The following is a 23,127-nucleotide window of genomic DNA, read 5'->3' as shown; positions in this document are numbered from 1 at the left end:
TATTTGTTTTTTATACCAATCACTGCACAACCTATAATTACTGGTGCGCAAAGCTTTTCTCCCTATCGCCCCACCACACCTAATCGACAATGCTCGCGCTTGTTCTTACACCGATTGACCCATTCCCCAAAATACATTGGCTCCAAGGCAGCACGGCCCCTGTTCAATTTATCGGCATTATTTACGTTTTAGCTAAACTTTTTTGCTAGGAAATACGTAAAAGCTACTGCAATGCACAAACTCATTGACTGCTAAGGAATATATATGAAGGATTTCATCAATACATCACTGATAAAGTTTGGTTTAGCTGCGTTTCTGATTAGTTTTTCTTCATTCAGCTTTTCCGCCTCGAGTATTAAAGGCGTCGATCAAGATATGTCCGGAGGAACGGTGACCGCTGAAATGGCTCATGCTGATGACAATGGGTGGATGGTTGTCCACCGAACAGACGAATCAATGAAGCCTGGTCCTGTTATCGGCTACGCTCCGTTAAAAATGGGAAAGAATGAAAACGTAAATGCAATTTTGATGGAACCAGTAGAATCAGGCGATATGCTGATGTTAATGGTCCACGGAGAGAAAGGTGGCATGAAGACTGGTGTGTTTGAGTATACGCTCGGCGCTAAAGAGGACGGTCCTGTAAAAGTGGACGGAAAGCTAGTGATGGACATCGTACGCGCTAAGTAAGGTGGCGATGAATGAAAAAGTAAACTTCCTACTCCCGGTATTTAGATGACACAAAAGTACTTAACGGCATTGCTAACCGTTAAGTACTTTTTCATTTGCAATGGAAGCAGCAAACTAGCCAATCCTTTCTCTTCCATGAGGAGTATTTAGGTCTAAATCAGGCCCTTTTGGTACAACTTGCGTCGGATTAATCCCAGTGTGGCTGAAGTAGTAGTGGCGTTTAATGTGATAGAAATCCGTCGTTTCTTCGACGCCTTCGACTTGATATAACTCTTTTAAGTAGCCTTGTATATTTTCGTAGTCTGCGATGCGCTGCTTGTTACACTTGAAATGCCCCACATACACCGCATCAAAACGAATAAGAGTCGTAAACAAACGCCAATCAGCCTCAGTAATTGTGTTCCCTGCTAAGTAACGATGCGTCGCTAAGTGAGCATCGATTTTATCTAACGCATTAAACAAAGAATCAAACGCTTCTTCATACGCCTCTTGTGTAGTCGCGAAGCCACAACGATACACTCCGTTGTTGACATTTGGATAAACAAAATCGTTCCACTCATCAATAACGTGTTTTAGATGATCTGGATAGTAGTCGTCGTGATTCCCTGTTAACGCATTGAACTCCGAGTTAAACATGCGAATGATCTCTGACGACTCGTTTGACACAATAGTATTGGTCTTTTTATCCCAAAGTACAGGCACGGTTACGCGGCCCGTGTAATCGTGTTTGGCCTGCGTGTAAATTTGATACATGCGCGTGTGACCAAACAATGGCTCAGGAAGCCCCATTTGCCAACCTTGGCTGAGCATATCAGGGCAAACGACCGTGACATCAATATGTGGTTCTAAACCTTTCAGCTTGCGGAAAATGAGGGTTCGATGTGCCCACGGACAAGCAAGAGAGACATACAAATGGTATCGACCGGACTCTGGTGTAAATTCCGCATCAGGGTCGTTTTTAACCCAGTTACGGAATCCGGCATCTTCGCGCACAAATTTGCCACCATTTGATTTTGTGTCATACCAGACATCTTGCCAAACACCTTCAACCAACTTACCCATGATTGCTCTCCTCTCGTTCTGTTTGTGTCTATATTAGCGTTTCCTATCAAACAGAGAATCATCGAACTTAGGACATCATGTTCAAGAAATTCGAATGTATAAATCAGACACATAAAAAAAGCGCGACCCGATGAAGGTGTCGCGCTTAAGCCCGTCACAGGCTGAATTTATACACTAACGTGTAAACAAGATACCGCGTGAACGTCATTACCTAAAATGGTTGGCTTCGTCTTTGCACACTCTTCGGTTGCTTGTGGGCAACGAGTGCGGAATACACAACCCGACGGTGGGTTGATAGGTGAAGGAAGATCACCCTCTAGCATTTGGATTTTCTTATTGCGCTCAATATCCGGGTCCGGGATCGGAACCGCAGACATCAGCGCACGCGTATATGGGTGCTTAGGATCAGCAAACAGAGCCTCGGCCTCGCCAAGCTCAACGGCATTACCTAAATACATAACTAAAACGCGATCTGAAATGTGTTTAACAACAGACAAGTCATGCGCAATGAATACCAGAGAAAGCCCTAACTCTTTTTGAATCTCTTTAAGTAGGTTAACCACCTGAGCTTGAATAGATACATCAAGCGCCGATACTGGCTCGTCACAAATGATCATCTTAGGCTTAAGGATAAGCGCACGCGCTATCCCGATACGCTGACACTGACCACCCGAGAACTCGTGTGGGTAACGGTTAATCACGTTAGGTAATAGGCCAACTTTCGCCATCATCTCTTTAACGCGATCTTTCACTTCCTGCTTAGACAGTTCTGGATAGAATGTCTCAAGAGGTTCAGCAATGATATCACCAACAGTCATACGCGGATTCAGCGATGCCAATGGGTCTTGGAAAATCATCTGAATTTCTTTACGCGTCTCACGGCGCTGAACGCTTTTCATTTTAGTAAGGTCTTGACCCAACCAAACTACTTGGCCGTCAGTAGCTTCAACCAGACCAATGATGGCACGAGCAAACGTCGATTTACCACAACCTGATTCACCTACTACACCAAGCGTTTCCCCTTCGTATAGTCGAACGTTCACGCCATCTACCGCTTTCAGGCTCGAAGGCTTTGACCACGGCCATGCCGACTTTGAGGCAATGCTGAAGTGAACTTTCAGCTCAGAAATGTCCAGAATTAGTTTTTTGTCTACTGCGTTCATTTGTTCCAAGCCTCCCATTCAGAAAAACATGCACGCTGACGACCATCACCAAATGGTGTCAGAATTGGCGCCTCGCGCTTACAACGATCCATCACACGGTGACAGCGCTCTTGATAAGGGCAGCCCGGCGGTAAACGAAGCAAGTTTGGTGGATTACCAGGAATGGTCGGCAGAATTTCACCCTCAGTATCGAGGCGAGGAATCGCCTTCAGCAGCCCCTCCGCATAAGGATGGCTTGGATTGTAGAAAATTTCGTTTACGTTACCGTACTCCATAGTACGGCCTGCATACATCACCAGCACCTTGTCACACGAACCTGCAACCACACCAAGGTCGTGCGTGATCATGATGATCGCTGTGTTGAACTCAGATTTCAGCTCATTCAACAAGTCCATGATCTGTGCTTGTACCGTCACATCAAGTGCTGTTGTTGGCTCATCGGCAATAAGCAGTTTAGGACGACATAACAACGCCATCGCGATCATTACACGCTGACGCATACCGCCTGAAAACTCATGCGGGTACATCGTGATACGCTTACGCGCTTCAGGGATTTTTACCGCTTCCAGCATGCGTACTGATTCTTCAAATGCTTCCGCTTTGCCCATGCCTTTGTGCAGCATAAGCACTTCCATCAACTGATCACTCACTTTCATGTAAGGGTTCAGTGATGTCATTGGGTCTTGGAAGATCATTGCGATCTGTTCCGCACGCACTTTGTTCAGTTCTTTTTCTGGTAAGTTTAGGATTTCTTTGCCTTCAAACTTTGCGCTACCAGAAATAATACCGTTCTTAGCCAAAAGGCCCATGATTGCGAATACGGTTTGAGATTTACCTGATCCCGACTCTCCAACGATACCTAAGGTTTCGCCTTGGTTGAGAGAGAAGTTCAAATCGTTTACTGCGGTTACGATACCATCTTGCGTGGTGAATTCGACGCGCAGATCTTTGACATCTAATAAGCTCATCATTGCTTCCTTAATCTTATCTTTTAATTATCTGTCTTTTGGATCCAGCGCATCGCGCAGGCCGTCACCAACGTAGTTGAAGCAGAATAGCGTCACAACCATGAACACTGCTGGGAATGCCAACTGCCAGATTGCTACTTCCATTGTCTGTGCACCTTCTTGTAGAAGAGCGCCCCAACTTGTCATTGGTTCCTGAACACCAAGACCAAGGAATGATAGGAATGATTCCGTTAGAATCATACTTGGGATAAGCAGCGTAGAGTATACCGCTACAATACCCAGTACGTTCGGTACGATATGACGAGTAATGATTTTCCAGTTGCTTACACCACACACATGTGCCGCTTCGATAAACTCCTTGCTACGTAGACTAAGAGTCTGACCACGTACGATACGCGCCATATCTAGCCATGCGATAGCACCAATCGCAACGAAGATCAGCATGATGTTACGACCGAAGAATGTTACCAGTACAATCACCAGGAACATAAACGGTACCGCGTATAAAATTTCTAGAATACGCATCATTACGCGGTCAACTTTACCGCCGATGAAACCAGATGCTGCGCCGTAGAGCGTACCAATCAGTACCGCTACAAATGCACCCATAACACCTACCATCAACGAAATACGACCTCCAATTAGCGTACGCACGTATAAATCACGGCCTAAGCTGTCAGTACCAAACCAATGGTCAGCATTCGGTGCAACGTGCATCGCGTACCAGTCAGTATCATCAAATGTGTACGGTGCGATCATTGGCAGGATAATAACCGCCAACGTCATTAGAACAAGAAGGAATAAGCTCACCATCGCCGCTTTGTTGCGCATGAAACGGATACGAGCATCTTGCCAAAGACTGCGACCTTCAATCTCCAAGTTTTCGGAGAATTTCTCAATCGCTTCTAGGTTTTCTTTTTTCGTTAACATAACCAAACGTCCCTGTTAGTAGCGAATTTTAGGGTCAATCATTGCAAGTAAAATATCTACAATCGCGTTGAATAGAATGAATAGGAAACCAATCAGAATGGTTACCCCCATTACTAGCGAGTAGTCACGGTTAAACGCAGCGTTAACGAATAGTTTACCAATACCAGGCAGACCAAAAATGGTTTCGATAACAACGGAACCGGTGATGATACCTACGAAAGCTGGACCCATGTAAGAAACAACAGGGAGAAGTGCCGGCTTAAGAGCGTGTTTGATAATGATATAACGGTAACTTAGACCTTTAGCACGTGCCGTACGAATAAAGTTACTGTTTAAGGTTTCGATCATCGAACCACGCGTAATACGAGCAAAGGTAGCAACATACAGTAGCGACATACCAATAACAGGAAGCACTAAATACTGCCAGCTACCATCTTGCCAACCGCCCGCAGGGAAGATATTCCAGTGAAGCGAGAATATGTAGATAAGCGCAGGCGCTAATACGAAGGATGGCATTACGACACCAAGCATCGCAGTCGACATAATGGTGTAATCAATCCAAGTATTTTGCTTGAGCGCAGCAATGGTACCGACGGTAACCCCCATTATCAAAGTAAAGATAAAGGCGATGAAGCCCACTTTAGCCGAAACAGGTAAGGCAACCGCGATCAGCTCGTTTACTGAGTAATCAAGGTATTTAAATGACGGTCCGAAATCACCTTGGATAACATTGGTCAAATACGTGGTGTATTGTTCAAATACAGGTTTATCCAAGCCATATTTAGCTTCGATATTTGCCATTACTTCGGGTGGCAATGGACGCTCTGTCGAGAAAGGGTTTCCCGGTGCAAAGCGCATAAGAAAGAAAGATACGGTGATCAAAACCAACATTGTTGGGATCGCCTCAAATATCCTTTTTGCGATGAATTTAAGCATAAACTCACTCTTTCAGTCTGTGACAGTTAAATTAAAGAAGTCGTCCAATTCTTTTGGACTAAACACAGGCGCTACATGCAATTTCTCACATGTAGGGCCTCATTTTTATAGTTCTATCGAGTTACGAATTACTCTGTGATGTAGAGATCTTTAGAGTAAATCTTGTCTTCCGCGTTATTTACTGGGAAGCCACCAACTTTCGGTGATAGTAGACGTGATTTCACGTACTGGTAGATAGGTGCGATTGGCATATCTTTTGCCATCAACTTCTCTGCTTCTAGGTAAAGTGCTTGGCGCTCTTCGTCAGAAGTTGAAGCAAATGCTTTGTTCATGATCGCATCGTACTCTTTGCTGTCGTAGTGAATACCACCAGTAGTGTTATTACTCATCATCAGCGTTAGGAAAGATGAAGCTTCGTTGTAGTCGCCACACCAACCTGCACGAGCAACCTCAAAGTTGCCAGAATCTTTGGTAGATAGGTAAGTTTTCCACTCTTGGTTTTCTAGCGTAACGTCTAGACCAAGTGTCTTCTTCCACATTGAACCCAGTGCAACCGCAAGTTTCTTGTGGTTCTCTGATGTATTGTATAGAAGGTTAAATTCAAGAGGGTTGTCTGCGCCGTAACCCGCTTCTTCCAATAGACGCGCAGCTTCTGCGTTACGCTCTTCTTGCGTCATTTTGCCGTATGCAGGAATTTCTGGGTTGAAACCTGCCGTAATTTCAGGTGTTAGGAAGTAAGCTGGCTTTTGACCTTGACCTAAAATCGCATCGGTCACAATGTTACGGTCAATCGCATAAGAAATCGCTTTACGCACACGAACATCATCAAACGGCTTTTTCTTCGTATTGAAGATGTAGTAGTAAGTACATAAGTTACCGGTTACCGACACTTCTTGTGGGTGCTCTTTCTTCAGACGCTTGAAGTGCTCTGTAGGCAGCTCGTTCGTGAAGTCGATTTCACCCGCTAGGAAGCGGTTCATTTCCGCTACTTGGTTCTCGATTGGTAGGAAAGTAACTTGGTCAAGCGTCGTGTTTTCGTTGTCCCAGTACTGTTCGTTACGTTTTAGAACCAAACGCTCGTTTACAACCCAGTTGTCAACAACATAAGCACCGTTACCTACAAAGTTCTCTGGCTTCGTCCATTGATCGCCGAACTTTTCAACAGTTGCTTGATGAACAGGTTTCACTGTCGTGTGGCCCATCATCATTACAAAATATGGTACTGCAGTATCTAACTCAACCACTAACGTGTGATCGTCAACCGCTTTAACACCTAACTCGCTCTTATCTTTTTTACCCGCAACAATGTCTTTTGCGTTCTTCATCTTGGTGTATTCCATGTACCAAGCATATGGAGAGGCGGTTGCTGGATCGACTGCGCGTTGGAAGCTGTAAACGAAATCACCTGCAGTGACAGGATCACCGTTTGACCATTTTGCGTCTTCACGTAAGTGGAAAGTGTATGTTTTGTTGTCTTCAGTTTCCCAAGATTCTGCAACACCAGGGATAGTGTTACCGTCCGCATCTTGGTTTACAAGGCCTTCAAGAAGATCGCGAATCACGTGGGATTCTGGAACACCTTGAGATTTATGAGGGTCTATTGTCGCAACTTCTGTACCGTTACCACGCACCAATTCTTGAACAGCAGCAAGTTTTGGCTCTTTAGAATCAGATTTAGCTTCAGGGGCTGGAGCCGGAGCAGGCTCAGCAGCTTGTTTCTCCGCAGGCTTTTCACCACAACCAGCTAGAGCGAGAGAAAGACCAGCACCAATAAATAAAGCGCGCGTGATTTTATTCTTATACATGCGTAAAACTCCAAATTTTTTCGTTAGCATCCATGACTTCTTTGTAAGGGCCAGGAACGGTCAGAGTTTTAGATTTTTTTAGTGCACTTTCTGAGCACAAAAGTCTAAAACCTTACAAAGACTGCGGCACACATTAGCAATCATTGAAGTAATTTGCCATAAAAATGTAGCAAAAAAACCAATAATGCTGACTAAACCACACATATCTAGCAGTAAACTCTAACCCCAAAGCATTCACCAGCCAAATAAAGACCAGAAGCGACATTTAACAGGCGAAACTTTCGATTAATCTGAGTTTAAACCATTTACTAGCATCTTATGCTAGATATTTACACATCATTTAACATTTATGACAAATCAAGTCTAACAAATAATTGTTTATATATTGGGCAAAAAACTTTTATTGTGAAGAATATCACCAGACAAAAGATAGGAAATATTGAAACAAAGTGAGCAATACAATGAAGATAAATACAAAAAAAGCTAAGTACCATTAGCACTTAGCTTTTTTCACTAGAATGCGGGTTAGTTCTATTTTTCCCAACGCTGTGCAGCTTGATGATCGGTGTCGCGCGACTCAATCCAACGATCTTCATTCGTCGTACGCTCTTTTTTCCAAAATGGTGCTTGGGTTTTCAGATAATCCATGATGAACTCGCACGCATCAAATGCCGCGCCGCGGTGCGCACTGGAAACGCCCACAAATACAATTTGATCACCGCTATCCATGTCTCCGACACGATGAATCACGCGTACACCTAATAGTGGCCAGCGAGACTCAGCTTGATCACAAATGTCGCTCAAGCTCTTCTCTGTCATCCCCGGATAGTGCTCTAGATGTAAACCAATGACATTATCCCCAAGGTTCATATCTCGAACTTTACCAACGAATGTAACGACAGCGCCGGCAGCCGTCCCTTCAGATAGACGTTGATATTCTTGCTCAACCGAAAAGTCTTCAATTTGTACAGAAACACGAGAATCCATCTTAACCCCCAGTTACCGGCGGGAAAAACGCAACTTCGTCACCTGCTTTTACTTGTGTATCCAGAGGGACGATGGATTGGTTCACTGCAGCAAGTAGCTTTCCTGGCTCGAGCGCTAAATCCCACTTGCCATCTTTCTTAGTGCCTTCTTCCACTAGATGTGCACGAATTGATTCAACCGTTTCAAACGGCCCGTCTAACTCGACACTGTCGATGCCAATCAGCTCTCGAGTTTGAGCAAAGAAAAGTACTTTAATCATGATTCCACCTTAAAGTGACCAGATTTACCACCCGTTTTCTCTAATAGACGAACTTGACCAATGACCATGTCTTTTTGTACTGCTTTACACATATCGTAAATCGTTAGAGCAGCAACGGAAGCTGCCGTGAGCGCTTCCATTTCCACACCAGTTTTACCCGCAAGTTTACATACTGATTCGATGCGAACTTTGTTTTCTGCTTCGATAGCTTCCAGTTGAACTTCAACTTTAGAGAGTAGTAGAGGATGACAAAGTGGAATCAAATCCCAGGTTTTCTTCGCAGCTTGAATACCAGCAATACGAGCCGTCGCAAATACATCACCTTTGTGGTGCTGGCCAGAGACAATCAGTTGAAGTGTTTCTGGGGCCATGTGAACAAATGCTTCAGCACGAGCTTCACGAACCGTCTCCGTTTTTGCTGACACGTCAACCATGTTTGCTTCGCCAGAAGCATTGATATGTGTAAATTGGGTCATTGTTTTTCCTTCGCTTTTAGGAAAGGTTATACAGATAGGTGTGGCATGAAGTTACAAGGGCGATGACTTGCATCCAGCTGCTGTTTAATAATTTTTGTCCAGCCTGTGCGACACGCACCAGTTGAACCTGGCATTGCGAAGATCACGGTGTGGTTAGCAAAACCAGCAATCGCACGAGACTGAATCGTAGACGTACCGATCTCTTCGTACGACACCATACGGAACAACTCACCAAAACCTTCAACTTCTTTATCAAATAGAGGCTTAAGTGCTTCTGGCGTGCTATCACGTGAGGTGAAACCTGTACCGCCAGTAATCATGATCGCTTGTACGCTTTCATCAGCAATCCATTGAGAAACAATCGCGCGGATCTTATACATGTCATCAATAACAATTTGCTTGTCTACTACGTTGTGACCCGCTTCTTGAGCATGCTCAGCTAGGTAACGACCAGAGGTATCGTTTTCTTCAGTACGAGTGTCAGATACCGTTAGAACGGCAATATTTGCAGGTTGGAATTTGCTTTCAGCGTGACCCATTTGTTCACCTATTCTCTTAATTAGCTTTGATACGCTTGGTATCGATTCGGAAAAAGTTAGAGCCAGCTTATCAGTGAGCTCGCTCTAAAAATTGAATGAAGTTAGCCGCCGATAGACGCGAGGTGTGGCGTCATACCAGTATTGCCATCATGCAAGAAATGGCTTACCGACTTGGTTTGTAACTGCGCCTGGATACGTTCAATAAGCTCACTCTCTTGCTCATCACGTTCCAAAAGATCACGCAATTCTACACCATGGTCTCCAAACAGACATAGGTGCAGCTTACCCATCGCAGAAACGCGCAGTCGGTTGCAGCTTTCACAAAAGTCTTTTTCATAAGGCATGATAAGACCTATTTCACCCTTGTAATCAGGATGAACAAATACTTGCGCAGGACCATCATTATGCGAGCGCACTTTCAGCAACCAACCATTTGCAATTAGCTGGTTACGAATTGCCACTCCGGATACATGGTGCTTATTAAATAGCTCATCCATCTCACCCGTTTGCATCAACTCAATGAAACGCAGTTGGATTGGACGATCTTTTATCCAGTTAAGAAACGCTGGCAGCTCGTGATGGTTCAGATCTTTCATCAACACCACATTAACTTTTACTTGCTCATAACCGACCTCGAACGCACGTTCGATACCATTCATGACTTCAGTAAACTTATTTTCACCTGTGATTTGATGAAACATACGCGGGTCAAGGCTATCCACACTGACATTAATGTGGGTTAAACCCGCTTCACGCCAATCTGCGACTTGTTTTGCCATGCGATAGCCATTGGTTGTCGTTGCAACTTTTTGAATGCCAGGCGTCGCCGCTACTGAATGGATAATGTCGGTAAAATCTTTGCGTAAGCTAGGCTCACCACCAGTGATGCGCACTTTTGACGTGCCACAATCAGCGAATGCTTTTACGACCCGTTTGATTTCAGGGAGAGATAAAAAAGACGAGTTTTTATTGCCCGAAGGCTTATAGCCATCAGGAAGGCAATAGGTACATTTGAAATTACATACGTCGGTCACAGACAGACGCAAGTAATAAAACTTACGATGAAATTTGTCTTCGAATTGTTGCGCCACGGAACACCTTTCCAAACACGGGAGGCATGGCCATTTCCAATCATGCCCTTGTGACAGTATGCCACTGGCTCAAAACGCTTATCCAAGGACTTAGCAATAGTGAGCTCGGAGTTATGGCAACCAGAGATATGAAATCTCTGATAGCTTTGCGGTGTAAAATACTTAATATTTGTAATGGAATCCAGACTTGAGTGATAAAAAACTCTCTAGAGACACAATTTACCGCTAAGTGAGTACCTTTAAGACACTCCTTAAGATAAATTGTAGCCGTTTTTTATTAGATTATTAGAAGAACATAATGAATATCTACACAGATAAAAAAGTGGTCGCTGTTGGCGGTGGTCATGGCTTAGGTCGAATGCTGGCCGCATTACGAGATTTTGGCAGCAATGCAACTGGGATTGTTGCCACGACTGACAATGGTGGTTCAACAGGAAGAATTCGTCACTGCCAAGGAGGAATCGCTTGGGGAGACACACGTAACTGTATTAATCAGCTCATTACAGAGCCTTCAATCAGTTCGATGATGTTTGAATATCGCTTCAAAGGCACTGGCGAACTTGATGGTCATAATCTTGGTAATTTGATGCTTACTGCACTCGATAACTTATCGGTCAGGCCTTTAGATGCCATTAATCTGATTCGCAATATGTTAAAAGTCGACGTTAACATCCTTCCTATGTCCGAACACCCTTCCGATCTTTCCGCGTTATCCGTAGATGGGAAGTGGGTTACGGGAGAAACAAATGTCGACGAAATGAAAGCAGACTTGCGACGTTTGGATCTTTCACCAGAAGTGCCTGCTACCAAAGAAGCCATCACAGCTTTGGCGGAAGCGGACGCGATTATTCTTGGCCCTGGCAGTTTTTTAACTAGTATCATGCCTCCTTTATTGCTGCCTGAACTCGGCAAAGCGATTGCAGCAAACACAAAAGCAAAAGTCATTTTTGTTGCTAACCTGAGCCCAGAATACGGCCCAGCAGGACGTATGACGATGGCTCAAAAGTTAGAATGGTGTGAACGTGCCTGCCAAGGAAGAAAAATAGACGTGGTTCTAGCAGAGAAAACCGAGCAAGACGTCTTAAGTCAATGGAATGTAGTGACGGAGTCACTCGCCTCCTCTAACCGAGACTGGCGTCACGATAGAAACAAGCTCAAACTAGCGATTGAAAATCAGCTACAACTTTCTATCTAGGAGCACGTTACCTGACTAGCGCCCTCTTTTAAGTTGTTTATTGATAATGAAAACCCTTCTGTCATCGAAGGGTTTTAGTTCAGGCATCCAGTAAGAACAGATGTTTACTAAGAAAAATGGTTAATAGGAATAAATAGCTACTGTCGCCAAGAGCGATAAGCATCTCGAGTTTCGTGCAAAAGATCGAACATCGCCTCTAATTCCTCAGACTCCGCAGTTAAATCATCGGCTTTCGCTTTTTTGTCTATGGACATCGCCAGTTCACAAAGGCGATCTGCCCCAAAGCTCGCAGCACTACTTTTCAGCGCGTGGCTGATTTCTTTTGAGTAAGCTAATCGCTCTGCCCCCTGTAGTTGGGATAAGTTCTCGATATAGGTATCCATTTCTCCTAGGAAGATATCGAACAGTACAGGTACGTTGTCACTGCCAATTTCCATCGACAGTTCATCTATTTTTTGCTGATTTAATACATTTACACTCATACTTTTTGCCGCTCTTCCTTGCCGTTCCATGCCTGTAACTTGCGGTAAATCGTCGACGGACTGACATCAAGGTATCCCGCCGCTCGAGGAATATTGCCATCACATGCTTCAATCGCTTGCTCGATTGCCATTTTTTCCGTCATCCATAATGGCATAATCTCAGATGCGGTCATCGCTTTCGGCTCAATTAATTTAGCCACAGACGACGGACGGTCAAGCGGTTGATTCAACGGTGGCGGTAACATATCCAACGTAATCTCTTTACCGTTGTTTAGAACAACGATATTGCGTAGCACGTTTTGTAACTGACGAACGTTACCCGGCCACTCATAGCTGTTGAATCGCTCGATGACATCAGGCGCAAAACGTATGAAGCTTTTTCCTTCTTCGTGTGACATGTAACCTAACAGTGAGTATGCAATTTCAATAACATCTTCGCCTCGTTCGCGTAAAGGCGGTAAATGCAAAGGAATGACATACAAACGATAGTACAAATCTTCACGGAATCGACCTTCTTGTACCTCTTTCCAGGGATCACGGTTAGTGGCACACACAAAGCGCACATCCACGCTCTTCATTTTTGAGGAACCCACTTTTTGGAATGTGCCCGTTTGAATAAATCGTAGCAACTTGGTTTGTAAATCCAAGTCCATCTCACAAAGCTCATCTAGAAAAAGTGTGCCGCCATCCGCTAACTCAGCTGCCCCTTGACGATCATTCGCAGCGCCAGTAAAGGCCCCTTTTACGTGACCAAACAGTTCACTCTCAATCAAATCTTTTGGAATTGCAGCACAGTTAATTGCAATAAAAGGTTTGTCACCACGTTTACTTGCTGCGTGAATAGCCTCGGCACATACCTCTTTACCAGTACCACTTTCACCTGTGATAAAAATACTCGCTTTACTGCTCGCCGCTGAATCTATCGTACGGTAAACCTGCTGCATGGTTTGGCTACTGCCGATAAACCCCTGATAGCTCTGATTACCTGGATTATCGGCTTCATTTTTTAGCTTGGTCGCTTTACGAATTGCATTGTTAACCGTGACACGTAAACGGTCTGCTTCACACGGTTTGATTAAAAAGTCTTGTGAGCCATGACGCATGGCCTCGACAGCGGTATCGATAGAACCGTGAGCGGTCATAAAAATTATAGGTACGTCGGGATGACTCTTTTTAACGGCATGTAAAACGTCCATCCCCGTCATATCTGGCAGACGGAGATCGAGTAAAATAAGATCTGGAATTCGATGATTTAGGCTCTCAATGGCATCCCTACCTGTGCCGACAATATTGATATCTATGCCAAGCGGTGTCAGGTATGAGCGGTATAGAGCCGCAACAGATGCGGTGTCCTCGACCATTAAAAGGTAACGAGACTTTGGGCCTTCGGGTTTTTGTTGCATAACCTAGCTATTATTTTGTTGTGTTTTAAACAATAATCGCATTACGCTTTGCATTTTGCAAATAACATTAGCTAAATTATGGGCAAAGGAAAAAATTCAAAAATAATATCAATTATTTAAAAAGTGGCACAAACCATGCTGTAACGATAGTGACCCCTCGGGTCACCTAGCCAACTGACGTTGTTAGTGAACGATATGTTCACAAAACAAGCCAATAGACCCGACTGCCTATTGGCTTCTTTTTTTTACAAGCGACCTAAAATGCTTGGATAGCTAAATCGGTAAGTTTGTTCAACTATTTGCGATGAACTGCGCTCGTAGTTTTTCAATCTCGTCACGCTTTTGTGCCGCTAACTCAAATTCTAAATCTTGCGCATGCTGATACATCGCCGCCTCCAGTCGACTGATTTCTTTTTCTAGCTGCTGAGGGGACAGTGCCTCGTAAGTTTGCGAAGGCTCCGCCACTTTCGATAATGGTACCTGTTTAGTGTTACGCTGGCGTTTAGACTTAGTGATATCGCCAAGTTCCATGATGTCTTTGATATTTCGTTTGAGCGCTTGTGGCGAAATACCCATTTCTTCGTTGTACGCTTCCTGCTTCTCGCGACGACGGTTAGTTTCATCCATCGCCTTTTTCATTGAGTTGGTGATTCGGTCAGCGTATAGAATCGCCTTACCTTCGATGTTTCGCGCAGCACGACCAATGGTCTGAATGAGTGAGCGTTCAGACCGCAAGAAGCCCTCTTTATCCGCATCCAAAATTGCAACTAACGAGACCTCTGGCATATCCAGGCCCTCTCTCAATAAGTTTATTCCCACCAGCACGTCAAATTCCCCAAGACGAAGGTCACGGATAATTTCCACACGCTCAACAGTATCAATGTCTGAGTGTAAATAACGTACCTTAACATCATGTTCGTGAAGGTATTCGGTGAGATCTTCAGCCATTCGTTTGGTCAGTGTTGTAACCAGAACTCGTTCATCTTTAGCTGCGCGAATACGGATCTCAGACAATAGGTCGTCGACTTGGGTCGCTACTGGGCGAACTTCCAACTCAGGGTCAAGCAAGCCTGTAGGACGAACGACTTGATCCGCCACATCACCCGCCGATTTTTCTAGTTCGTAATTTCCGGGCGTAGCAGAGACGAAAATCGTTTGTGGCGCTAGTGCTTCAAACTCCTCAAACTTCAGTGGACGATTATCCAAAGCTGAAGGTAACCGGAAACCAAACTCCACCAGCGTTTCTTTACGCGAACGGTCACCTTTATACATGGCACCTATCTGCGGTACTGTCACGTGAGATTCATCGATGATCAACAAGCCATCATGAGGTAAGTAGTCAAACAGGGTTGGTGGCGGCTCACCTTCCGAGCGTCCACTGAGATAACGAGAATAGTTTTCGATACCGGAGCAAAAGCCCAACTCATTCATCATTTCGATATCGAATTGAGTGCGCTGGCTAATTCGCTGCTCTTCCAGTAGCTTGTTGTTATCTAGAAGCTGCTTTTTGCGCACTTCTAGTTCGACTTTAATATTTTCAATCGCTTCAAGAATGCGATCTCTTGGCGTCACATAGTGCGTCTTGGGATAGATGGTATAGCGCGGCAAGTCTCGTTGTTTCACCACGCCTGTCAATGGATCGAACACACTGATGCAATCCACCTCATCGTCAAACATCTCAACGCGCACAGCGTCTTGGTCTGATTCAGCAGGGAATATATCAATCACCTCGCCACGGACACGGAACTGCCCTCGCTCAAAAGCAACATCATTGCGCGAGTATTGGAGCTCCGCTAGGCGACGAAGCATATCACGCTGATCAATCACATCTCCACGTCGCAAATGAAGCATCATTTGTAAGTAGGATTCCGGATCACCCAAACCATAGATAGCTGAAACCGAAGCAACGATAATAGCGTCTTTCCGTTCCAATAAAGCTTTAGTGGCAGACAGTCGCATTTGCTCAATGTGGGCGTTAACCGAAGCGTCCTTTTCAATGAAAGTATCTGTTGTGGGAACGTATGCTTCAGGTTGGTAGTAATCATAGTAAGAAACAAAATACTCAACCGCATTATTAGGAAAGAATGACTTCATCTCACCATATAACTGAGCAGCAAGCGTTTTGTTTGGCGCAAGTAATATTGCAGGTCGTTGGGCTTGAGCAATCACATTCGCTAGTGTGAAGGTTTTACCTGAGCCTGTGACCCCCAACAATGTTTGATGTGCTAACCCAGCATCGAGCCCCTCAAGCAACTGATTGATCGCTCCTGGTTGATCGCCCGACGGCTGATAATCGGAGACCAATTCATAGACTTTACTCATACCCTTCCTCAATTTTACTGCGCTTTGGCTGTATATATATACACCTTAGCTAATGAAATCTACGTCTATCGAGAATTTAACCATCATTGTTAATAAATTTTCTTGTTTGTCTAGAATGCTATAGCCATACAAAAGTGACTCTGATATAGTACTTCGCCCTAGTTGAAGAGCTACACACATTCTTCACATTATAGTTTCCACAACTTTTCCCCAAAAATTAGCTTAAAACTTTCTTATCCCCAAAAGATTGATTTTTATCCACTTTGAATACCTTTTGATTAACTTCGATAAATCTCTGTTTTATTTGCTTATTTTGCGCATAACTCCGACTAAAAATTCATTAAATAAAAACTTAGTTGTATATCAACTTTCTTTACCCAGATCTCATCAACATACTTATCCACAAATTTAGTGGATAACTAACCTCGAGCCTTTACTGGCAAGCCATACAGAAAAGTAAAGCCCTTAACTCAATATTTTTTGCTAAAAATGTATTTTTTTACTGTTGACAGTAGTTTGAGTGCTCGGTAAGATTCGTCCCGCTTTCAAGCAAAGCAATTCCTCCTTAGCTCAGTTGGTAGAGCGACGGACTGTTAATCCGCAGGTCGCTGGTTCGAGCCCAGCAGGAGGAGCCAGATTATAGAAAAGCCGTGTCGCAAGACACGGCTTTTTTTGTATCTTAATCGCCAGGAAATCTAAGCCAATCTAGGCGCCATAAAATCACACCGAAATAAGTTCAAATTACAGAACTCATAACATTGTCATAGATAGTGTTCTCACAGCACCACACATTTAATTCTGTCTCTTTTCTAGCAAAAAACAATCATAACCAATTGAATCTATTATTAATGCAATTTAATCATTGAAAAAATGAAAAGCATTCATTTTACTCATACCAAATAAATCCATACGATTAGAAGGGTTAAGAATGGTTCCGTCCTACTCGTCGCCTCCATTCTAATTATCAATAACTTAGGGATTTACTTATGACTATTCCGACAACTGACATGCTAGATGCATGGGCTGGATTTACTGCTGGTGAATGGCAAAACTCTGTCAACACTCGTGACTTCATCCAAAAAAACTATACACCCTATGAGGGAGACGAGTCTTTCTTAGCCGAGGTTAGCGAATCCACTTCCGCATTATGGAACCAAGTGCTTGAAGGCATAAAACAAGAAAGCCGCACACACGCCCCTATTGATTTTGACACAGACTTGCCCTCAACAATCACTTCCCACGATGCAGGCTACATCAACAAAGATCTGGAAAAGATCGTTGGCTTACAAACTGATCAACCGCTAAAACGTGCAATCATCGCCAATGGCGGGATTCGCATGGTAAAAAACTCGTGCGAAGTTTATGGCCGCGAATTGGATCCAACGGTTGAAAAGATCTTCACTGAATACCGTAAAACTCACAACAAAGCGTGTTTCGACCTTTACACCAAAGAAATTCTAGCCTGTCGTAAATCCGGCATCATCACGGGCCTTCCTGATGCCTATGGCCGTGGTCGTATCATTGGTGACTATCGTCGTCTCGCACTATACGGTATCGACTTCTTAAAAGCAGACAAAAAAGAGCAATACAACTCAACACAAACGTTCTTAGAACAAGGCAACGATCTTGAGAAAACACTTCGTCTTCGCGAAGAAATAGCCGATCAAGTTCAAGCACTTGAAGACATTCGTCAAATGGGTCTGAAATACGGCATTGATATGTCGCTACCTGCAAAAACAGCACAAGAAGCGATCCAATTTACCTACTTTGGCTACCTAGCGGCGGTTAAATCGCAAAACGGCGCAGCAATGTCACTGGGCCGTACTTCGACTTTCCTAGACGTCTATCTAGAACGCGATATCGCAAACGGTTTGATTGATGAATCACAAGCGCAAGAAATGATTGACCACTTCATCATGAAGCTACGCATGGTTCGCTTCCTACGCACACCAGAATACGATTCATTGTTTTCTGGCGACCCAATCTGGGCAACAGAAGCGATGGCAGGTATGGGTGTTGATGGCCGTACACTAGTATCTAAAACGACATTCCGATACTTACATACACTACATACGATGGGCCCTGCTCCTGAGCCAAACATGACGATTCTTTGGTCAGAGCAATTACCTGAAGCGTTCAAGCAATACGCTGCAAAAGTGTCGATTGATACCTCTTCGGTTCAATACGAAAACGACGATCTAATGCGTCCTGATTTCAACAATGACGACTACGCGATTGCATGTTGTGTGAGCCCGCAGGTTGTTGGTCAGCACATGCAATTCTTTGGTGCACGTGCCAACCTTGCAAAAGCACTGCTTTACACCATCAATGGTGGTATCGATGAAAAATCGAAAGCGCAAGTGGGTCCGGTAGTGGACAAAGTTCAAGATGAAATTCTCGACTTTGACGCTTTGATGCCTCGTTTCGACAATATGTTGGAGTGGCTAGCAACGCAATACGTCACAGCGTTGAACATCATCCATTACTCACATGACCGTTACAGCTACGAAGCGTCACTGATGGCATTGATGGATCGCGACGTGCACCGCACGATGGCGTGTGGTATTGCAGGTCTGTCTGTTGTCGCTGACTCTTTGGCAGCAATTAAATACGCAACGGTAAAGCCTGTTCGTGATGAAGATGGCATCGCCGTTGATTTTGAAATCGAAGGTGATTATCCAAAATTTGGTAACAATGATGCCCGTGTTGATGACATCGCTTGTGATCTGGTTGAGCGCTTCATGAAGAAAATTCAGAAGATGCACACCTACCGCGAAGCAGTACCAACTCAATCGATCCTAACGATCACATCTAACGTGGTTTACGGCAAAAAAACGGGTAATACACCAGATGGCCGTCGCGCAGGTATGCCTTTTGGCCCGGGTGCAAACCCAATGCACGGTCGTGATGAAAAAGGGGCGGTTGCGTCTCTGGCATCGGTTTCTAAATTACCGTTTGCTTACGCTAAAGATGGTATTTCTTACACTTTCTCAATTGTGCCGAGCGCATTGGGTAAAGATGACTTGAGTCAGAAGAAGAACCTAGCTGCGCTAATGGATGGTTACTTCCATCACGAAGCAAGCAACGAGGGCATTGCGATTGAAGGTGGTCAACACCTTAACGTCAACGTTCTAGACCGAGAGATGTTATTGGATGCGGTTGAACATCCAGAGAAATACCCTCAGTTGACGATTCGAGTGTCTGGTTATGCGGTACGTTTTAACTCTCTAACGACAGAGCAACAGCAAGACGTCATCACTCGTACCTTCACGAATAAGATATAAACACAGTCCATCAAGCACTCAGAAAGTTTAAATAATTAGCTTGTAAATATGCATTGCCCGCCTCTCTTTTCTACCTGGGAGAGGCGGGCTTTTTTTAAAATCACACATTAGATGAAAATTAATAGGTAGTATCCTCTCGCTAACAATACATTCAGCAAACGATTCAATTTCTTATTGATTCATCAAAATAGATCAAATAGACGACTATTTTTCCATCGTGTATGTAAAACCACATCGTTCACTGGTTGTTATTGGTGTCACAAAACACGATAATATCAAGATCGGATTTTAAGAACGTAATAACTATGACCGAATATGTTTTGTTGTTGGTCGGCACTGTGCTGGTGAACAACTTTGTACTGGTGAAGTTTTTGGGCCTATGTCCTTTCATGGGCGTGTCCAAAAAACTGGAAACAGCAATAGGTATGGGCTTAGCGACAACTTTTGTGCTAACGCTCGCGTCAGTGTGTGCGTATTTAGTGGAAAGCTACATCCTTCGTCCACTGGGTATTGAGTACCTTCGAACCATGAGTTTTATTTTGGTGATAGCCGTTGTGGTGCAGTTCACCGAAATGGTTGTGCACAAAACCAGCCCGACGCTTTATCGCTTGCTTGGCATTTTCTTACCGCTGATCACAACAAACTGCGCAGTATTGGGCGTAGCACTTCTTAACATTAATGAAAACCATAACTTTATTGAATCGATCATCTACGGCTTCGGCGCCGCTGTTGGTTTCTCATTGGTGTTGATACTTTTTGCATCCATGCGAGAACGCATAGCCGCCGCCGACGTTCCTGTACCTTTTAAAGGTGCATCAATAGCAATGATTACAGCAGGTTTAATGTCACTCGCCTTTATGGGCTTTACAGGTTTGGTGAAGTAAGCGATGAGTACGATTTTAATTGCGATTATCGCGTTAGCGGTTCTGGCTGCGATTTTCGGCGCGATACTTGGTTTTGCTTCTATTCGCTTTAAAGTTGAAGCGGACCCTATTGTGGATCAAATCGACGCCATTTTACCGCAAACTCAATGCGGTCAATGTGGCTACCCTGGTTGCCGCCCTTATGCTGAAGCAATTGCAAATGGCGACCACATCAACAAATGTCCACCTGGTGGTCAGGCAACAATCGAAAAGCTCGCCGACTTAATGGGTGTTGAGCCAGAAGAATCTGCGCACGATCTCGACAGCAAAATTCCAACTGTTGCGTTTATTCATGAAGACATGTGTATTGGCTGCACTAAGTGTATTCAGGCGTGTCCGGTGGATGCAATTGTAGGCGGAACAAAGGCGGTCCATACCGTAATCAAAGACGAATGTACGGGCTGTGACTTGTGTGTTGCCCCATGTCCGACTGATTGTATTGAAATGATTCCTGTGGCAACGACCACAGAAAGCTGGAAGTGGCAACTTCACTCCATTCCGGTACTTAACATTACGGATGCTGCCGACAATGCAGCGAACGTGAAAGATTCAATTAAGTAAGGTTTCACATGTTGTCTTTGATTGAACAAATTCGTACAGGCGCGCTTTGGGATTTCCCAGGTGGTGTGCATCCGGCAGAAAATAAAAAGCAGTCCAACAAAACTGAACTCGCTCATGCGGCTATCCCGTCAGAAATTGTATTGCCGCTAAAACAGCACATTGGTAAAGCGGGTAACCTACTGGTTGCCGAAGGTGACTACGTATTAAAAGGTCAGCCATTAACGCAATCGGAGACCGGCTTTACGGTTCCAGTGCATGCTCCAACATCAGGTACGCTCACCGCGATTGAGCCACGAACTGTCGCGCACCCTTCTGGGTTAAGTGAGTTGTGCGCAGTCATCACGCCTGATGGGAAAGATGCATGGTGTGAAAGAAACCCCGTCGCAGATTACCAACAAGAAACCCCTGACGCACTGATTGATATTATTCGTCTCGCTGGTATTTCTGGTATGGGTGGCGCAGGCTTCCCTACTGCAAAAAAAATCCAATCAGGTTTTGCTCGTACCGAGATTCTTATCGTTAATGCAGCAGAGTGCGAGCCATACATCACGTCTGATGACAAGCTCATGCAAGAACATGCCGAAGAGCTTATTCAAGGTATCGAAATTGTCGAACATATCCTGACACCAAAGCTCACGATTATTGGCATTGAAGACAACAAACCAGAAGCAATCAAAGCGCTAGAAGCTGCGGCTATAAACAAAGATATCGTTATTCGCGTTATCCCAACTAAATATCCTTCTGGCGGTGAAAAACAGCTGATCAAAATTTTAACCAATAAAGAAGTGCCAAGTGGCGCGATTCCAGCCGATATTGGTATTTTGGTCCAGAATGTTGGTTCTCTTTACGCTATAAAACGCGCAGTCATCGACGGTGAGCCGATGATAAAACGCATCGTGACTCTCACTGGTAAAACCTTCAAAAAACCACGCAACGTTTGGGCATTATTAGGGACACCAGTACAAGCACTGTTGGATGAGTTTGGCTATAAAGCAGATAAGAAGTTACAGCGTTTAATTATGGGTGGGCCAATGATGGGCTTTACCCTTCCTCACTCCCAAGTGCCGATTACCAAGACAGCAAACTGTATCCTTGCTCCGACTCGTCGTGAGATCTCTCCGCACCAGTATGAGATGGAATGTATTCGCTGTAGCCAATGTGCAGAAGCGTGCCCTGCTTCGCTGCTGCCTCAACAACTGCAATGGCATGCAAAAGCTGAAGAGTATGACAAACTCGAAGAATTGAACTTAAAGGATTGTATCGAGTGCGGCGCTTGTGCGTTTGTATGTCCAAGTGAAATTCCGCTCGTACAGTACTACCGCCAAGCGAAAGCAGAAATTAGAACTAGAACACAAGAAGCGGAAGCTGCAGAGCGAGCAAAACTGCGTTTTGAAGAGAAAAAAGCGCGTATGGAACGCGAAAAAGCAGAACGTGAAAATCGCTTCAAGAAAGCTGCCGATCAGCGCCGTAAAGAGATGAAGTCTTCTGGCGGCGATGATGCGATAGCAGCAGCAATCGCACGAGTGAAAGCTCAAAAGACAGAAACCACTGAAAAAGCAGAGCCAGCAGTAAAACCAGCCGTAGCGGCAGCCATTGCCAAAGCGAAGGCTAAACAAGCGGCAGCAGCTAAAGCAGGCTCTAGTGAACCTGATAACTCAGAAATGGCAAAACTGCGCGAAGAACGCAAACGTCTTGCTCGCGAACGTAAAGCGCAAAAAGAACAAGGCGACACGCCAGACAATAACGCTGATGATAAAAAATCGGCAGTTGCGGCCGCCATCGCCCGAGCTAAAGCGAAAAAAGCACAACAAGAAGATTCAACTGAATCTGTAGAATCGGAAACGTCTGCACAGCAAGACAGCGATCCGAAGAAAGCCGCGGTTGCTGCTGCCATTGCACGTGCCAAAGCACGTAAAGCGAAGCAAGCAGACTCAACTGAAGCGGAAGAAGCTGAAGCACCTACTGAGCAAACCGACGATCCGAAAAAAGCCGCCGTGGCTGCTGCGATTGCACGTGCCAAAGCACGAAAAGCGAAGCAAGCAGACTCAACTGAA

20 protein-coding genes, 1 tRNA gene and 1 riboswitch are annotated in these 23,127 nt (G+C 44.6%); of the genes, 7 read left to right on the top strand and 14 right to left on the bottom strand.

Annotated elements, in window-relative coordinates; genetic code table 11:
* Positions 1-264: 264 nt before the first annotated feature.
* Positions 265-687: a hypothetical protein gene (locus R7P80_RS08615; protein ID WP_005387269.1), complete on the top strand. Its 423-nt coding sequence runs from the start codon at positions 265-267 to the stop codon at positions 685-687.
* Positions 688-801: 114 nt separating this feature from the next.
* Here R7P80_RS08615 and R7P80_RS08610 read toward each other — a convergent pair whose 3' ends face one another.
* The 11 genes from R7P80_RS08610 to moaA form a co-directional block, all read right to left on the bottom strand.
* Positions 802-1,749 carry a glutathione S-transferase family protein gene (locus tag R7P80_RS08610; protein WP_213987322.1) on the bottom strand — a complete coding sequence of 316 codons (948 nt, stop codon included), beginning with the start codon at positions 1,747-1,749 and terminating at the stop codon, positions 802-804.
* Positions 1,750-1,916: 167 nt separating this feature from the next.
* On the bottom strand, positions 1,917-2,930 hold the full coding sequence (oppF, locus tag R7P80_RS08605) for a murein tripeptide/oligopeptide ABC transporter ATP binding protein OppF (protein ID WP_005387265.1): 1,014 nt from the start codon (positions 2,928-2,930) through the stop codon (positions 1,917-1,919).
* Positions 2,909-3,880 carry an ABC transporter ATP-binding protein gene (locus tag R7P80_RS08600; RefSeq protein WP_005380792.1) on the bottom strand — a complete coding sequence of 324 codons (972 nt, stop codon included), beginning with the start codon at positions 3,878-3,880 and terminating at the stop codon, positions 2,909-2,911. The genes oppF and R7P80_RS08600 overlap by 22 nt, the downstream gene beginning before the upstream one ends.
* A 27-nt stretch (positions 3,881-3,907) precedes the next feature.
* Positions 3,908-4,810 (bottom strand): oligopeptide ABC transporter permease OppC, encoded by a 903-nt coding sequence (oppC, locus tag R7P80_RS08595; RefSeq protein ID WP_017633861.1) that lies wholly within the window; start codon positions 4,808-4,810, stop codon positions 3,908-3,910.
* A 15-nt stretch (positions 4,811-4,825) separates the two neighbouring features.
* Complete coding sequence (gene oppB, locus R7P80_RS08590) at positions 4,826-5,746, bottom strand: oligopeptide ABC transporter permease OppB (RefSeq protein WP_005380786.1); 921 nt, start codon at positions 5,744-5,746, stop codon at positions 4,826-4,828.
* 128 nt (positions 5,747-5,874) lie between these two features.
* Positions 5,875-7,551: an ABC transporter substrate-binding protein gene (locus tag R7P80_RS08585; RefSeq protein ID WP_017633862.1), complete on the bottom strand. Its 1,677-nt coding sequence runs from the start codon at positions 7,549-7,551 to the stop codon at positions 5,875-5,877.
* Between the two features lie 531 nt (positions 7,552-8,082).
* Entirely contained in the window at positions 8,083-8,538 is a 456-nt protein-coding gene (gene moaE / locus R7P80_RS08580; protein WP_005380781.1) for a molybdopterin synthase catalytic subunit MoaE, read from the bottom strand.
* A 1-nt stretch (position 8,539) separates the two neighbouring features.
* A complete protein-coding gene (gene moaD / locus R7P80_RS08575) occupies positions 8,540-8,797 on the bottom strand; it encodes a molybdopterin synthase sulfur carrier subunit (RefSeq protein WP_005388938.1) in 258 nt (85 codons plus the stop codon).
* A complete protein-coding gene (gene moaC / locus R7P80_RS08570) occupies positions 8,794-9,273 on the bottom strand; it encodes a cyclic pyranopterin monophosphate synthase MoaC (RefSeq protein WP_005380779.1) in 480 nt (159 codons plus the stop codon). Before moaC ends, moaD begins: the two co-directional genes overlap by 4 nt.
* Before the next feature lie 26 nt (positions 9,274-9,299).
* Positions 9,300-9,812 carry a molybdenum cofactor biosynthesis protein B gene (moaB, locus tag R7P80_RS08565; protein ID WP_005388935.1) on the bottom strand — a complete coding sequence of 171 codons (513 nt, stop codon included), beginning with the start codon at positions 9,810-9,812 and terminating at the stop codon, positions 9,300-9,302.
* A gap of 101 nt (positions 9,813-9,913) precedes the next feature.
* A complete protein-coding gene (gene moaA, locus R7P80_RS08560) occupies positions 9,914-10,903 on the bottom strand; it encodes a GTP 3',8-cyclase MoaA (protein WP_017636052.1) in 990 nt (329 codons plus the stop codon).
* A riboswitch (molybdenum cofactor riboswitch) is annotated at positions 10,892-11,026 on the bottom strand. (Overlaps the previous gene by 12 nt.)
* 175 nt (positions 11,027-11,201) lie before the next feature.
* Between moaA and R7P80_RS08555 the strand changes: the two genes are divergently transcribed.
* A complete protein-coding gene (locus R7P80_RS08555; protein ID WP_005388931.1) occupies positions 11,202-12,098 on the top strand; it encodes a YvcK family protein in 897 nt (298 codons plus the stop codon).
* 137 nt (positions 12,099-12,235) lie between these two features.
* On the opposite strand, the gene luxU is transcribed toward R7P80_RS08555, so the two are convergent.
* The 3 genes from luxU to uvrB form a co-directional block, all read right to left on the bottom strand.
* Complete coding sequence (gene luxU / locus R7P80_RS08550; protein WP_136976695.1) at positions 12,236-12,580, bottom strand: quorum-sensing phosphorelay protein LuxU; 345 nt, start codon at positions 12,578-12,580, stop codon at positions 12,236-12,238.
* Positions 12,577-13,983, bottom strand: a complete 1,407-nt coding sequence (gene luxO / locus R7P80_RS08545; RefSeq protein ID WP_005380768.1) for a quorum-sensing sigma-54 dependent transcriptional regulator LuxO — start codon at positions 13,981-13,983, stop codon at positions 12,577-12,579. Before luxO ends, luxU begins: the two co-directional genes overlap by 4 nt.
* Positions 13,984-14,274: 291 nt before the next feature.
* Entirely contained in the window at positions 14,275-16,305 is a 2,031-nt protein-coding gene (gene uvrB / locus R7P80_RS08540) for an excinuclease ABC subunit UvrB (protein WP_017636056.1), read from the bottom strand.
* A gap of 559 nt (positions 16,306-16,864) precedes the next feature.
* Between uvrB and R7P80_RS08535 the strand changes: the two genes are divergently transcribed.
* The 5 genes from R7P80_RS08535 to rsxC form a co-directional block, all read left to right on the top strand.
* Positions 16,865-16,940: transfer RNA gene (locus R7P80_RS08535), tRNA-Asn, on the top strand.
* Positions 16,941-17,291: 351 nt separating this feature from the next.
* On the top strand, positions 17,292-19,589 hold the full coding sequence (pflB, locus tag R7P80_RS08530) for a formate C-acetyltransferase (protein ID WP_225491486.1): 2,298 nt from the start codon (positions 17,292-17,294) through the stop codon (positions 19,587-19,589).
* 305 nt (positions 19,590-19,894) lie between these two features.
* The gene (gene rsxA, locus R7P80_RS08525; protein WP_005380762.1) at positions 19,895-20,473 is read left to right on the top strand and encodes an electron transport complex subunit RsxA; all 579 of its coding nucleotides are present in this window, start codon (positions 19,895-19,897) and stop codon (positions 20,471-20,473) included.
* A 3-nt stretch (positions 20,474-20,476) separates the two neighbouring features.
* Complete coding sequence (rsxB, locus tag R7P80_RS08520; protein ID WP_005380760.1) at positions 20,477-21,073, top strand: electron transport complex subunit RsxB; 597 nt, start codon at positions 20,477-20,479, stop codon at positions 21,071-21,073.
* A gap of 8 nt (positions 21,074-21,081) precedes the next feature.
* Positions 21,082-23,127: electron transport complex subunit RsxC (rsxC, locus tag R7P80_RS08515; protein ID WP_225491487.1), on the top strand; the 2,046-nt coding region annotated here is incomplete at its 3' end.

The organism is Vibrio sp. 2092 (assembly GCF_033339635.1).
Lineage (GTDB): Bacteria > Pseudomonadota > Gammaproteobacteria > Enterobacterales > Vibrionaceae > Vibrio > Vibrio alginolyticus.
This window is presented reverse-complemented; position numbering and strand designations above follow the sequence as displayed.

Bases quoted from the DNA above. Each gene is read 5' to 3' on its own strand.
- R7P80_RS08585 (WP_017633862.1), bottom strand. From the start codon at position 7,551: ATGTATAAGAATAAAATCACGCGCGCTTTATTTATTGGTGCTGGTCTT.
- moaC (WP_005380779.1), bottom strand. From the start codon at position 9,273: ATGACCCAATTTACACATATCAATGCTTCTGGCGAAGCAAACATGGTT.
- rsxA (WP_005380762.1), top strand. From the start codon at position 19,895: ATGACCGAATATGTTTTGTTGTTGGTCGGCACTGTGCTGGTGAACAAC.
- moaE (WP_005380781.1), bottom strand. From the start codon at position 8,538: ATGGATTCTCGTGTTTCTGTACAAATTGAAGACTTTTCGGTTGAGCAA.
- oppB (WP_005380786.1), bottom strand. From the start codon at position 5,746: ATGCTTAAATTCATCGCAAAAAGGATATTTGAGGCGATCCCAACAATG.
- oppF (WP_005387265.1), bottom strand. From the start codon at position 2,930: ATGGGAGGCTTGGAACAAATGAACGCAGTAGACAAAAAACTAATTCTG.
- luxU (WP_136976695.1), bottom strand. From the start codon at position 12,580: ATGAGTGTAAATGTATTAAATCAGCAAAAAATAGATGAACTGTCGATG.
- uvrB (WP_017636056.1), bottom strand. From the start codon at position 16,305: ATGAGTAAAGTCTATGAATTGGTCTCCGATTATCAGCCGTCGGGCGAT.
- R7P80_RS08615 (WP_005387269.1), top strand. From the start codon at position 265: ATGAAGGATTTCATCAATACATCACTGATAAAGTTTGGTTTAGCTGCG.
- luxO (WP_005380768.1), bottom strand. From the start codon at position 13,983: ATGCAACAAAAACCCGAAGGCCCAAAGTCTCGTTACCTTTTAATGGTC.
- R7P80_RS08610 (WP_213987322.1), bottom strand. From the start codon at position 1,749: ATGGGTAAGTTGGTTGAAGGTGTTTGGCAAGATGTCTGGTATGACACA.
- moaD (WP_005388938.1), bottom strand. From the start codon at position 8,797: ATGATTAAAGTACTTTTCTTTGCTCAAACTCGAGAGCTGATTGGCATC.
- R7P80_RS08555 (WP_005388931.1), top strand. From the start codon at position 11,202: ATGAATATCTACACAGATAAAAAAGTGGTCGCTGTTGGCGGTGGTCAT.
- moaB (WP_005388935.1), bottom strand. From the start codon at position 9,812: ATGGGTCACGCTGAAAGCAAATTCCAACCTGCAAATATTGCCGTTCTA.
- rsxB (WP_005380760.1), top strand. From the start codon at position 20,477: ATGAGTACGATTTTAATTGCGATTATCGCGTTAGCGGTTCTGGCTGCG.
- oppC (WP_017633861.1), bottom strand. From the start codon at position 4,810: ATGTTAACGAAAAAAGAAAACCTAGAAGCGATTGAGAAATTCTCCGAA.
- pflB (WP_225491486.1), top strand. From the start codon at position 17,292: ATGACTATTCCGACAACTGACATGCTAGATGCATGGGCTGGATTTACT.
- R7P80_RS08600 (WP_005380792.1), bottom strand. From the start codon at position 3,880: ATGAGCTTATTAGATGTCAAAGATCTGCGCGTCGAATTCACCACGCAA.